The sequence below is a fragment of the Streptomyces ziwulingensis genome (assembly GCF_039542605.1).
GTDB classification, from domain to species: domain Bacteria; phylum Actinomycetota; class Actinomycetes; order Streptomycetales; family Streptomycetaceae; genus Streptomyces; species Streptomyces ziwulingensis.
This window is the reverse complement of record NZ_BAABIG010000110.1, coordinates 1-13,264: the sequence shown is the minus strand read 5'-3', so window position 1 is coordinate 13,264 and position 13,264 is coordinate 1. Positions and strand designations below refer to the sequence as shown.

Genomic DNA, 13,264 nt, shown 5'->3' with positions numbered 1-13,264 from the left:
ACCGCCCGCAGCGCGGCCGACTCGTTCGGATAGTCACCATGGACCTCGGCGACCATACGGACCGCTCGTTTGCGCAGCTCAACGGGATAGGAGGAGGGACGTGCCATGACTCAATCCTTTCACGGAATCGAGTCTCCACCGAACCCGGAACGGTTCACCCTGACCCTGCGCAGAAGCCGCTGGCCCAGCCGCATCGCCACCACCGCTGCCTTCGCCCTCCTGCCCGGCCTCATCAGTCCCATCACCGCTCTCGCCGAGGACGCTCAGCCTCTGGGCCGCCCGAACGCGCCGAAGCAGGTATCGGTCAAGACGGTCCCGTTGAAGCCGAAGAAGACGGCGACCTCCCTGGAGATCGCTCGGCAGGAAGCAGCCGACGAGAAGGCCGCCGCCCGCGCCGTACGGGACCAGGACGCCACCGTGACCTGGCCTGCCGCGGCGACCACGACGCTGACCATGCCCTCCAGCGGCGCAACCACGGCAAAGGCGGGCTCCCTGCCACTCTCCCTGGCCGCGCCCGCCGGCACTGTCGCGCGGACCAAAAAGACGGCACAGTCGATCGAGGTCAAGGTGCTCGGCCGCAAAGAGACGAAAGCACTCGGCATCAAGGGCCTTGTTCTCGCCGTCACCGGCCCTCGCGGCGGAGCCGTGGAGCTGGGAGTCGACTACTCCGCCTTTTCCAAGGCCTACGGCGGGGACTGGGCCGGCCGTCTGACCGCCCACCAACTGCCGCACTGCGCGCTCACCGGCACCGGCAAGGCCTCCTGCGGTACGACGACCCCGGTGGCCACCGACAACGACCGCGGCACCCACACCCTCCGCACCCAGCTCGCCTTCACCTCGGATTCTGGCGCGACGACAGCGACGGCCGAAGGCCAGACCGTACTGCTCGCACTGGTGGCCGGTACCCAGTCCGGCGGCGGCGATTACAAGGCCACGGCGCTGTCCGCCTCCTCCACCTGGGAAGCCGGAGGCTCCTCGGGCACCTTCACCTGGAACTACCCCCTCAAGACCCCGCCGGCTGCGGCCGGTCCCACACCTGATCTGGCCATTTCCTACGACTCCGGCAGTGTGGACGGGCGGACCGCCAACACCAACAACCAGGGCAGCCAGATCGGTGAGGGCTTCGATTTGACCTCGTCCTACGTCGAACGCAAGTACGGCTCGTGCGACGACGACGGCCAGGACGACAAGTACGACTTGTGCTGGAAGTACGACAACGCCTCACTCGTCCTGAACGGAAAGGCCACCGAACTCGTCAAGGACGACACCACCGGCACCTGGCGCCTCAAGGACGACGACGCCTCCCTCGTCACCCACTCCACCGGGGCCGACAACGGCGACGAAGGCGACGCCGGTACCGACGGCAAGGGCGAGTACTGGACCGTCATCACCGGCAACGGCACCAAATACGTCTTCGGCCTGAACAAGCTCGATGGCGCCGCCGGTGAACGCACCAACAGCGTCTGGACCGTGCCCGTCTACGGTGACGACACGGGAGAACCCGGCTACAGCAGCGGCACCACGCTCAGCGACCGGGCCAAGACCCAGGCATGGCGCTGGAACCTCGACTACGTCGAGGACACCAACGACAACGCCATGAGCTACTGGTACACGGCCGAGACCAACCACTACGACACCCTCGGTGACGACTCCACCGGCACCGCCTACACCCGCGGCGGATACCTCACCAAAATCCTCTACGGCCAGCGGGCCGGATCCCTGTTCACCGCCACCCCCGCCGCCTCCGACAAGGTCACCTTCACCTACGCCGAGCGCTGCACCCGCGAAGGCACCGACTGCGACGAGCTGACAGAGTCCACCAGCCCGCGCTGGCCGGACGTGCCCTTCGACGCCATCTGCAAGGACGGCGACAAATGCACCGGCAACAACGGTCCCACCTTCTTCACCCGTAAAAGACTGACCGGCGTCACCACCTACGCCTGGAACGCGGCCCTCACCCCCAGCGCCGACTTCCAGCCCGTGGACTCCTGGAAACTCACCCAGACCTACGCGGACCCCGGCGAGAGCGGCGACTCCGCCGACCAGTCCCTGGAACTGAAGTCTCTGCAGCACACCGGCGAACACGGCACCGCATTGTCGATGGACCCGGTCACCTTCACCTACGAGTTCCTCACCAATCGCGTCGACGGGAGCAAGGACAACATCCTCCCGCTCGCCAAGCCGCGCCTGACCGGCATCACCAGCGAAACCGGCGGGAAGACCGCCGTCAACTACGCCGCCACGGAATGCGTCGCAGGGCAGACCATGCCCAGGCCCGACCAGAACACCGGCACGTGCTACCCCGTGTTCTGGCGGCCCAACGGTGGTGACGTCGACGCAACCCTGGACTGGTTCCAGAAGTACCCCGTCACCGCGGTCAACACCACCGACGAGACGGGTGCTTCCGGCACAATCACCGACACCTACCAGTACTCCGGCGGCGCCTGGCACTACGACGACGACCCCATGACGCCGGAGAAGGAACGCACCTGGTCCATATGGCGCGGCTTCGAAAAGGTCACCCATCTCACCGGCCCCGCCAACGGGACCCAGAGCAGAACCGTGACCGCCTACATGCGCGGCATGAACGGTGACCGCCTGCTGAAGGACGACGGCAAGACCCTGGACCCCGACGCCCGCCGAACCGCCAAGAGCAGCGGCATCAAGGCCGCCGCGCTCACCGACGCGGATCAGTACGCAGGCTTCACCCGCGAAACCGTCACCTACAACGGCGCGGATGAGATCACCGGCACCATCAACGACCCCTGGTCCCGGAAGACTGCCACCCAGCACAAGTCCTACGCCGACACCGAGGCCTACTACGTCCGTACCGGCGCCACTCACACCCGTACCCGCATCACCAGCGGCAGCCAGCCCGCCGACCGCACCCGCACCACCGCCACCACCTACGACGACTACGGCATGCCCGCCACCGTCGAAGACCAGGGCGACGACGCGGTCAGCGGCGACGAGACCTGCACCCGCAACTGGTACGCCCGCAACGTCGACGCAGGCCTGACCTCCCTGGTCTCCCGCACCCGCACCACCGCCAAGTCCTGCACCACCGCCGACAGTTCTCTCGACCTGCCGGCCGACTCCATCAAGACCGGCGACGTCATCTCCGACGCCGCCACCACCTACGACGCCACCGCCACCTGGAGCGCGGACCAGACCCCCACCCGCAGACTGCCCCGCTGGGCCGGCCGCGCCACCGGCTACACCACCACCGGACAGCCGACCTGGCAGAAGGCGAGCACCACCACTTTCGACACCCTGGGCCGGCCCCTGGTCGTCACGGACACCAACGACGCACAGGTCAGCACGACCCTCTACACCCCCACGGACACCGGCCCGCTGACGGCCACCGCGGCCGCCGACGCGAAGAACTACACCACCAAGAGCGTCCTCGACTTCGCCACCGGCGCCGCCCTCAAGGTCACCGACCCCAATAACAAGATCACTGAATCCACGTACGACAGCCTCGGCCGCGTCACCCAGACCTGGCTCGCCAACCGACTCCGGATCGCCAGCGCCACACCGAACTACAAGTACGAATACCACCTGTCCAACGAAGCGGCGTCCTGGGTTGCCACCAGCACCCTCACCCCCACCGCCTCCGGCTACAACACCTCCTACACCATCTACGACTCCCTCTTGCGCGCACGAGAGACTCAGACCCCCTCCCCCTCCGGTGGTCGCATCGTTGCCCTGACCCAGTACGACGCCCGTGGCCTGGCCGACTCGACTCTGAGTGACATCTGGGACGCCGCCAACGCACCGTCCGGCACTCCGGCCACCATCGAAGGCGGCCAGGCCCCGATACAGGTCGACACGGCCTACGACGGAGCCGCCCGAGCCGTCACCAGTGAAACCAAGATCAAGAGCGTCCTCCACTCCACCACGACCACCACCTACCAGGGCGACCGCGTCCTCCAGACCGCCCCCGACGGCGGCCAGGCCACCGCCACCCTCACCAACGCCCTCGGCCAGACCACTGAGACCCGTCAATACGCCTCACCCGAGCCGATCGGCTCCTACAACCACACCCGCTACACCTACACCCCCGCCGGCCAGCAGCAGAGCATCACCGCCCACGACAACAGCGCCTGGTCCTACACCTACGACCTCCACGGCCGCCAGACCACCGCCACCGACCCCGACAAGGGCACCACTCAGACCCACTACAACACCCTCGACCAGGTCGACTGGACCCAGGACGCGGAGAACCGCAAGCTCCTCTACGCCTACGACGCACTCGGCCGTAAGACCGACCTATGGCAGATCGACAACACCGCCGCGAACAAGCTCGCCCACTGGGGCTACGACCAGGTCGCCAAGGGCCAACAAGACACCGCCACCCGCTACGTCGGCGGCACCAGCGGCAAGGCCTACATCCAGAAGACCACCAAGTTCGACGGCCTCTACAACGCCACCGCCAGCCAGATCACCCTCCCCGCCGACGACCCCCTCGTGACGGCGGGTGTTCCGCAGACACTGAAGTTCGACGCCTCGTACAACGCCGCCAATCTGCCGTCCGGCATCGGCGACCCGGCCGTCGCCGGCCTGCCCTCCGAGGGCATCACTCCCGCCTACGACACCCTCGGCAACCCCAAGACCGTCACCGGCACCACCGGCTACCTCCTGGGCGCCGCCTACTCCGAACTCGGCGACCCCACCACGCTCACCGTGGGCACGGACGACACCAGCTCCGCCCGCAAGGCCTACCTCAACTATGCCTACGAGACCGGCACCCGCCGCCTGACCAGGTCTTACGTCACCGACGACACACACGGCTACATGCCGCAGGACCTCCACGTCACCCAAGACCTCGTCGGCAACGTCACCTCCCTCAGCGACGCCGCTACCCTCGGCGGCACCGCCCAGGCCGACAACCAGTGCTTCACCTACGACGGCTACAGCCGCCTGACGCAGGCATGGACCCCCAAGACCGCCGACTGCTCCACCAGCGCACGCACCACCGCCAACCTCGGCGGCGCCGCCCCCTACTGGACTTCCTACACCTACACCGACGCCGGACAACGCAACACCGAAACCCAAAACACCACCACCGGCACCCAAACCACCGACTACACCTACGGCACCACCACCGGCCAGCCCCACCCCCTGACCACCACATCAGGCACCACGAAGGCTACTTACACCTACGACAAGACCGGCAACACCACCCACCGCCCCGGCACCAGTACCACTCAGACCCTCGTCTGGAACAGCGAAGGCCACCTCGCCGGCCTCACCGAGGACACCAAGCAGACCAACTACCTCTACGACGCCGACGGCAACCTCCTCATCCGCCGCGCCATCGGTGATGGCGACACCATCCTCTACCTGGGCGACACCGAAGTCCGCCTGACAGTTAAGGGCACCACCAAGACCCTAACCGGCACCCGCTACTACACCGCCGGCAGCCAGACCATCGCAGTACGCACCAGCACCGCCGGCACCAGCAGCAGCAAACTGGCTTTCCTCGCGAGCGATCCCCATGGCATCGCGGGCCTCACCCTGGATGCCACCACCTGGGCCATTACCAAGCGCTACACCACCCCCTTCGGCGCCACACGCGGCACCTCTCCCACCACCTGGCCGGATGACAAGCGCTTCCTCGGCAAGACCGAAGACATCACCACCGGCCTCACCCACATCGGCGCCCGCGACTACGACCCCACCACCGGCCAGTTCATCAGCGTCGACCCGCTGCTGGAGGTCGACAAGCACCAGACGCTGAACGGCTACAGCTACGCCGTCCAAAATCCCGTCAGCCACAGCGACCCCACCGGCCTAGGTCTCGCCTGCGGCCCAGGCTTCGACGTCGGCTGCGGCAGCGGCGTTGTCACCCACGGAGACGGAAGCCTCTCCAAGAACGGCGACCCCACCGGCGGCGGCGTCGCACCCGGTTGGGGAACTCATAGTGGTGGGACTGCACAGGCGAGTGGTGGGGCCACCGGAATAGGTAGCACTAGGGGCTGTTTGAAGTTCGGATTTTTGTGAGGCTCGCTGGTGTGCTGGCCTGGGCTGATAGAACTCGTGCGTGGCGCGTTTTGATGTGACGGATGCCGAGTGGGCGTTGATCGAAGGGCGTCTGCCGGTGGCGGCGACGGGTCCGCTGCCTCGGCGGGTGCGGGATCAGTTCAACGGTGTGCTGTGGAGGTTTCGCACCGGCAGTGGCTGGCGTGATGTCCCGGAGCGCTACGGGCCCTGGTCCACGGTGTACTCGCGGTTCAGAGCCTGGTCGAAGGCCGGGGTGTTCCAGGCGCTGATGGACAGTCTGATCGCTGAGGCCGCTGCCCGCGGGCAGGTCGGGCTGGAACTGGTCAGTGTGGATTCCACGGTCGTGCGGGCCCATCACGAATCGGCAGGTCTGGCGATCGCCGGGGAGACCCTGGACGCACTCGAACAGGCGCTGACCGAGGAAAAGGGGGTTCCGCTGCCGGAGCAGGGACCGGTCCTGCGGGTGATGTGCCGCCGTCGGTGCCCGGTGCGGGCGACTCGCAGGAGGGCCGGGAGCGGTCCGCGGCACGGCGCCGTCGCCGGACACGGAAGAAGGCGGCCGGGCTGGGCAGGTCCAGAGGCGGGCTGAGCAGCAAGGTCCACGCCGCGGTCGACGCGGCGGGACTGCCGCTGGTGCTCGTGCTGACCCCTGGCCAGGCGGCGGACTGCCCGCAGTTCCAGGTGGTACTCGGCCGGATCCGTGTCGCAGGGCCCAGTGGCCGCCCGCGCACTCGGCCCGGGGCGGTGGCCGCCGACAAGGCCTACTCGTCCAAGGCCATCCGTGCCTACCTGCGCGGACGCGGGATCACCGCAGTCATCCCGGAAAAGAACGACCAGGCTGCCAACCGCCGGAAGAAGGGATCGGCCGGCGGCCGGCCCGTCGCCTTCGACGCGGACCGCTACAAACAGCGCAACACCGTGGAGCGCTGCTTCCAGAAGATCAAGACCTGGCGCGGGCTCGCCACCCGCTATGACAAGTCCCCCGAAAGCTATGAGGCAGGACTTCACCTCCGGGGATCGCTCATGTGGCTCAAGCAGCTCACCTCAACCACATGATCCGAACCCCCAACAGCCCCTAGTAGCGATGGTGATAGCGGCGGTTTCGCAGGCTGGCTGAAAGGTGCCGTAGACACCGTAGTGAACTACGGCTCATCAATCTTCACGCAGCCGGAAGTCTGGTGGGGTGCCGCCGAAACCGGCGGCAGCTTGGCCCTGATGGGCCTCAGCGCAGGAGTCACAGAAGGTGCCCTAGGCCTGTGCCTTACCGGGATCGGCTGTCTAGCCGGCGCTCCCATCGCTGCGGTCGGCGCGGCTGGAATCGGTGTTGGCGCGTTCGGCGTGAAGGACGGCGTCGGGCGTATCAATAACGGACTGGGTAAGGCATTTAACGAGGCTAGCGCGGACAGCGCCGCCGGGAGCGGTAAGGCTCCAGACCTCGGTGCGCAGAACCCAGATATCATCTGGAAGACAGATAAGTACGATGGCTGGCAGCACGTCCTAGAGCGGCACAGAATCGGCGGCGAATTGTATAATCCCGAAACCAAGGGCGCATTCCTGGGGAAAGGGAGGAAGGTGCAGCAGTGGATCCAGCAGGTTGTGAAAAACAATCCGGCAAGAGATAACAGTGATGGCGGGCGTGACGGCTACGCTTACGAGGGCAGAGTGAACGCAGGGTCGGATGGGGTTGGAATTTTGAGTCGAATGCAAAGTCGAGGGCTGGCATCTAATAGGGCCTACGGAATCAGGGTAGTGCTCAATAATGACGGCAGCCTGAGGACAGCCCACCCCGTCCCCTGATAAAATCCGCTACCAGCCGCACTCGGCCCGCATCGATCCTCAGGTGCGGGCTCCGGTGGCCACCTAAGAGTACAAAACCAAAAGCATCACATCCAAACTTTGGGAATCTCATGTTTAAAATCTCCTTTTCTTCAGAATCAATGAAGCGGCCGAGGCCGCAGCAGATTGAACAACTCGCGTCGGCCAGTGAAATGGATCTGCGTTATGAATATTTCGAAACGGACGTAAGTCTCACCGTAAAAGGGTTTGGAACCGAGGAATTCCCTGGAACCCCAGCCATCGACTTTATATTTTGCATACTCATTGCCGCCTCGGATGTCCGGAAAGGGAATATTGGAAAAGTAACCTTCACCGAGAATGACATGGTAGTTCAGTTCGCACCGTCAGGCCTAGACGTCTCTGTAGTCCGTTCTTGGGATTCGCTGCACGGACTATGCGAAATCGGTGAGTTCTTTTCTGGGGCTATTGAATTCTGTGGCGAGCTTTTGCAGTGTATTGTGCAGAATTTTCCGGCATTTCGCAGAAATCCTGCACACTCGAAACTGGTCGGAATGCTTGCCGACCTGAGGTAACGCCTGAAGTTGGCACCTTCCAACCACTGCACGAATCAGGAGCCGGTACGGCGGTGTCGCACGGCACTGGGCTCTGTATCTGCTCCGCGCCCCTTCCGGGATGCCGATCCGGTGGGCGCTGGCCGGCCCGGGACCCGGCGAACGCGAGGTCCCGGCCGCCAGGGACCCCGTGACCGCGGGGCCCCGAGCGCTCACCGCTCAGCCGGCGTGGAACGCCTTGTCGACGGTCAGCGTGTCCTCGTACAGGTGCAGGCGGACGATCCGGTTGTCGTCGACCATCAGGTGTATGGCCGCCAGTGTGGTGAACTCCGTCCCTGTGGCCAGGACGGTGTGCGTCCCCACCGCCAGCAGCACCACGTCACCACCGTCGACGATGACGCGTTCCAGCACGACCTCGCTCTTGCCGGGCTCGAAGTGCGGCTACATCGTGCTGAAGTACGGCGCGACCTCCTCCCGGCGGGTACGGCGCCCGGTCCAGGACAGCGTGTCACTGCCAGGGACGTACCAGTCGATCTCCTCGGCGAACAGTTCTTGGATGCCGTTGGGGTCCTGCTTGCCGAGGCGCTCCACGAACTTCTCGGCCTCTCCCGGCCCGGCACTCGCCAGTGGGCAGACGCGGGTGCCGTGCCGGTGCCGTTCACCTGGTGGCGGGGACGGCTTCCTCGCCGGGGTCCGTGTTCTGCTCCGTGGAGGACGGTGGAGTGCTGGGGTTGTCCGGTTCGCCGCCGGCGTCGGTGCGGCTTTCGGGGGCGGTGAGTCCCGGGGCGGGGGCGGTGCGGTCGTCGAGGGTGATGGTGACCGGCTGGCCGTTGGGGGTGAGGGCGGTCAGGCTCTCCTCGATCCGCTCGTACACGGTGGCGGTGAGCTCCTGGTCGCCGTCGCCGTCGCGGGCGGTGTGCGTGATGGAGTGCAGACTGATCAGCAAGGCGATCAGGGAGCGGCCGGACAGCGCGGCGCGGATCCGTTCGTCTCCCTCGTCGGCGACCTGCGGCGGTACGCGGAAGTGCGGGTGCCGTCCGGCGTGGGCGGTGATGAATTCCCAGATGTCGCGGTGGCACAGCAGGCTCGCGGAGGAGACCCGGGCCGCCGTCTTGAGCAGGGTGCGGTGCTCCTCGGTGACCTGAGGGGCAGTGGTCTCGGCGGTGGCGTCGGGCTGGGGCCGCAGATCGTCCACGGTGGCGCGCATGGCCGCGATCTCCTGCTGGAGGGAGGCGAGCGCGGACCGGGTGTCCTCCAGGGCGGTGCCGACCTCCTGCCTGAAGTCCCCGGCCGCTTCGCGCGGCAGGCCGGGGACGTCCGGCTGGTCGCCGGCAGGACTGGCGCCGGAGGGGTTCAGGGTGCCGGACGCGGGGGCGGGGTCCTTGAGGAAGTCGGTGAGGGCCTCGCGGACGGCCTGGCGGAGCGCGTCCAGGGACAGTGCCGGGCCGGGTGAGGAGTCCTGGTCACCGATGCGCTGCGCCGGGATGGCGGGGTGGAGGGGATTGTCTTCCGGGGGGCCGTCCGGTCCGGTGAGGGTGGTGACCGGAGTGGTGCTGGTGTGGCCGCTCTCGGGTCCGGATGCCTCCCGCGGGGCCAGGGCGCCGGAGGACGGGTCGGCCGGCGGGGGAGGGGCGGCCGGGGTGGAGTCCGCGAGTACGGCGCGGACCTCCCGCAGTTCGGTGCGCAGCTGGGCGACGACGTCGTGGACGGCGCTGGTGAGCGACTCTCCGTTGGAATTCAGTTTGTTGTAGACGTCGCGGAAGTTCGCGCGCATCCGGCCGAGTTCGTCGACGACCTCCTTCATAGTCTCCCCGTGGGCGGCCCGGCCGGCCGACTCCAGCTTCTCGACGCTCTTGTCGAGCGCGTCCCGGAGGTTCTTGTCCGTGTGCATGACGGCGGTGTGGAGCATCGTCAAGGTGTTGGTGAGGTCCGGGTTCGGCTGGCGGGAGACCATCATTCTCCATTCCGTCGCGTTCGGTAGTCGTGCGAGTTCGCTGCGTATGCTGCCGCGTGGGGACTCCGCCGCGAGGGAAGATCGCCTCAACTGGCGCGAGAACAGCGGTCATACAGGCTGAAATTCGCCGGATCGGGACTGATGTCCGAACCGGCAGGATGTCGGTCGGACTGTCCAAGACACTCGCATCATGAGCACCCCGCGCCGCCGTCTCGACACCGGTCCGGGCACCCCGGACACCACCGCGGCCACGATGGAGACAGCGCCCCGGCTGCTGTCGGCGGAGTGGGCGCGGCCGGGCGCCGGCCCCGGGCGCGGGGAGAACACCCGGACGCGTCCGCCCGCCGGACGGGCCGCCGGGCATTGGGCACGGATCCGGTCTCAGCAGCACTGGTCCGGGGCCCTGAGGGGGCGAGGTACGGACACCATCAGGACGTGAGCCTCAGGGATGCGGGGCAGCGAGGCCAGAACCCCGCAGCAGCTCGCTGATGACCGTCAGACGCCGGCAGGGGGCCGTGATGACCAAGACCCTGAACACCACCAGCAGCAGCGAGCAGCCGGCCCTGGAGTTGTCGGGCGTCGACCTGGCCCGGGTCGCGCTGCACCAGGCTCGCGAGGCCGCCAAGGCCCTCGGGGAGTCCGGCACCCCCAAGGCGAAACGCCGGACCGGGACGACGACCGGGAGCCGACCGGGTTCGCCGCCGTGCTCCAAGGCCTGATGGCCAACCGGGCCTGGAACGTCCCGGCAGCCGGCGGAAGCATCCTGGACCAGTGACCGGCCATCGGGCCGCTCTCTCCCCGAAGCTGGCCACACACGCCCAGGCGACCGCCTTCCACCCGGAGACGGGCCATCTGGACCTGCGCCCGTCCTTCTCTGAACTACGAGTGATGGTGATGCACCAGGCATGCCTGAGATGAGCATGCGGGCAGCATCCCTGGTGACGCCGTTAGCTCAGAAATATTTGACCGATCGTTTCAATATCTTCTAGAGTTCGACTGTGGCCAGAACCAAGGAATTTGACCCGGACGCCGCACTGCAGTCAGCCCTGGAGTTGTTCTGGCAGCGTGGCTACGAGGCGACCTCGATGGCGGACCTTGTCGAACGCCTCGGCATCGGGCGCGCCAGCATCTACGCGACCTTCGGCAGCAAGCACAAGCTCTATCTGAAGGCGCTGGACCGGTACAACGAAAGCCAAGATGCGGGTCTTCTGTGCGAACTGTCACAGCCGGGCCCGGCACTGCCAGTCGTACGGACGGTGGTACGGCGTTTCGCGGCCGAGGCGAGCTCCAACGATCAGCGTGGCAAAGGGTGCTTCGTCACCAACACTGCGACCGAGCTGGGTGCGCAAGACCCGGTGGCGGCCCGCCGGGTCGAGGCGAGCTGGGCCCACATCGAGACTTTGTTGCACTCGGCGCTGGTACGAGCCCGCGCACAGGGCGAACTGTCCGCTGATCGCGATCCGCAGACGCTCGCACGGATGCTGCTGGTGCTGATGCAAGGCCTGCGGGTGGTCGGCAAGGTGTCGGACGACCCCGGCCGGGTGCGGGACGCGGCCGAGCAGGCACTGTCGCTGCTGGACTGAGCAGCAGTACCTCTGCGAAGGGCCTTCAGGGGCTAATTACAGAATGGTCAGTCAAGAATCCGCGGGAGAAATGACCGTCACGCAGAGGTGGAACGCGACCCCCGCGGGCGCATCGACGGCGCCCGGCCCTGCCTTCGCGCTGCTCGGCATCGTACAGTTATCGCTGATCTTCGCGCTCACTTCGCTCACCGTGCCGCTACCTCGGATCGGCCGCGAGTTCTCCCTCGACCGGGGCGACTTGATTCTCCTCAGCGCCGCTTACGGGTTGGCCTTCTCCGGACTGCTTCTCTTCGGCGGCCGGGTCGCCGACCGGTTCGGTGGGCGACGTGGCCTCTCCGCCGGGCTGCTTGTGTTCACTGCGGCGTCCCTTGCCGCGTTGCTCGTCCCGGGTCCGGAGACGCTGCTCACCGCGCGCTTCGGGCAAGGGGTCGGTGCGGCGCTGACCGCGCCCGCCGCCATGGCCGTGCTACCGGCGGTCTTCCCCCAACCTGCCGCGTATGGGAGGGCGATGGTCACCTGGGGTGGGCTTTCGGTCGTGGGCGCGACCGCAGGGAACCTGCTCTCCGGGGTCATCTCGGCGCTCGCGTCCTAGCGGCTGGCCTTCGCCGTCCCGGTCGCAGTGGGCGCTCTCGCCCTCGTCCTCGCACCGCGGATGCTTCCCCCAACCCCGGGCGGGGGAAGCCGCTCCCTGGATCCGCTTGGTGCGCTTCTCGCCACTGCCGGAATCGCCCTGGTCAGCTACGGCCTCGTTGTCACCGATGTGCATCCTTGGGGATCGTCGGCCGTCCTTGCACCCCTGCTTGTCGGAGCTGCGCTCCTCGTAGGGTTCTTAACCGCTGAGCGCCGCGCCGATGATTCTCTGCTCCCCCTCGAATTCCTCCGCGATCACCGCCGCGCCCTCGCGCTGGCCGCTATTGGTCTGACCGCTGCCGGGACCGCCACGACGTTCGTCCTGCTCTCGCTGCATCTCCAGCAGGACCGCGGCTGGTCGGCGCTGCAGACTTCCGCCGCCTTCGTTCCCTTCGCGGTGGCATTGCTCGTAACGGGTCGTATGACAGGCCGGCTCATTGCCAGGTACGGAGCATCGGCCGTTACCACCTCCGGACTCACTCTCTCCGCGACGGGTCTCGCGCTGCTCGCACTGACCGGTCTGGCACCGCATAGCCCGTATGTGTATGGACTCCTTCCTGGCCTACTCACGCTGCCGGCGGGCGGAGCCGCCAGCTTCGCGGGGGCTGCTGTCCTCGCGACAGACGGGGTGGAGCCGCAGCAGACCGGAGTCGCGGGCGGCGTCATGAACACCGCGATGGAACTGGGCCCCACCGTCATCTTCGCTGCCGTTGGACACGGCGTACCCCGCCGGGCGGGTCTAC

10 protein-coding genes and 2 pseudogenes are annotated in these 13,264 nt (G+C 67.0%); 9 read left to right on the top strand and 3 right to left on the bottom strand.

Features of this window, described 5'->3' with window-relative positions; all coding sequences use genetic code 11:
• The first annotated feature begins 105 nt into the window (after positions 1-105).
• The 4 genes and pseudogenes from ABEB00_RS35535 (at position 106) to ABEB00_RS35520 (ending at position 8,375) form a co-directional block, all read left to right on the top strand.
• Complete coding sequence (locus ABEB00_RS35535) at positions 106-6,006, top strand: RHS repeat-associated core domain-containing protein (RefSeq protein ID WP_345624869.1); 5,901 nt, start codon at positions 106-108, stop codon at positions 6,004-6,006.
• A 40-nt stretch (positions 6,007-6,046) separates the two neighbouring features.
• Positions 6,047-7,062 (top strand): annotated as a pseudogene (locus ABEB00_RS35530) (IS5 family transposase).
• Positions 7,063-7,143: 81 nt separating this feature from the next.
• Positions 7,144-7,803, top strand: a complete 660-nt coding sequence (locus tag ABEB00_RS35525) for a hypothetical protein (RefSeq protein WP_345624868.1) — start codon at positions 7,144-7,146, stop codon at positions 7,801-7,803.
• Positions 7,804-7,913: 110 nt separating this feature from the next.
• Complete coding sequence (locus tag ABEB00_RS35520) at positions 7,914-8,375, top strand: hypothetical protein (protein WP_345624867.1); 462 nt, start codon at positions 7,914-7,916, stop codon at positions 8,373-8,375.
• A gap of 198 nt (positions 8,376-8,573) precedes the next feature.
• On the opposite strand, the gene ABEB00_RS35515 is transcribed toward ABEB00_RS35520, so the two are convergent.
• The 3 genes from ABEB00_RS35515 to ABEB00_RS35505 all read right to left on the bottom strand — a co-directional run bounded on the left by ABEB00_RS35515 (position 8,574) and on the right by ABEB00_RS35505 (position 10,311).
• Positions 8,574-8,765: a nuclear transport factor 2 family protein gene (locus ABEB00_RS35515; RefSeq protein WP_345624866.1), complete on the bottom strand. Its 192-nt coding sequence runs from the start codon at positions 8,763-8,765 to the stop codon at positions 8,574-8,576.
• Positions 8,766-8,795: 30 nt separating this feature from the next.
• Complete coding sequence (locus ABEB00_RS35510; RefSeq protein ID WP_345624865.1) at positions 8,796-8,945, bottom strand: nuclear transport factor 2-like protein; 150 nt, start codon at positions 8,943-8,945, stop codon at positions 8,796-8,798.
• A 67-nt stretch (positions 8,946-9,012) separates the two neighbouring features.
• The gene (locus ABEB00_RS35505) at positions 9,013-10,311 is read right to left on the bottom strand and encodes a hypothetical protein (RefSeq protein ID WP_345624864.1); all 1,299 of its coding nucleotides are present in this window, start codon (positions 10,309-10,311) and stop codon (positions 9,013-9,015) included.
• A 187-nt stretch (positions 10,312-10,498) separates the two neighbouring features.
• On the opposite strand from ABEB00_RS35505, the gene ABEB00_RS35500 reads away from it, so the two are divergent.
• From ABEB00_RS35500 to ABEB00_RS35480, 5 genes and pseudogenes are all read left to right on the top strand, one after another.
• Positions 10,499-10,747 carry a hypothetical protein gene (locus tag ABEB00_RS35500; protein ID WP_345624863.1) on the top strand — a complete coding sequence of 83 codons (249 nt, stop codon included), beginning with the start codon at positions 10,499-10,501 and terminating at the stop codon, positions 10,745-10,747.
• A gap of 79 nt (positions 10,748-10,826) precedes the next feature.
• Positions 10,827-11,027 (top strand): DciA family protein, encoded by a 201-nt coding sequence (locus ABEB00_RS35495; protein WP_345624862.1) that lies wholly within the window; start codon positions 10,827-10,829, stop codon positions 11,025-11,027.
• Between the two features lie 52 nt (positions 11,028-11,079).
• Entirely contained in the window at positions 11,080-11,226 is a 147-nt protein-coding gene (locus ABEB00_RS35490; protein WP_345624861.1) for a hypothetical protein, read from the top strand.
• An 80-nt stretch (positions 11,227-11,306) separates the two neighbouring features.
• Positions 11,307-11,891 (top strand): TetR/AcrR family transcriptional regulator, encoded by a 585-nt coding sequence (locus ABEB00_RS35485; protein ID WP_345624860.1) that lies wholly within the window; start codon positions 11,307-11,309, stop codon positions 11,889-11,891.
• Between the two features lie 43 nt (positions 11,892-11,934).
• Positions 11,935-13,264 (top strand): annotated as a pseudogene (locus ABEB00_RS35480) (MFS transporter); the annotation flags it as partial.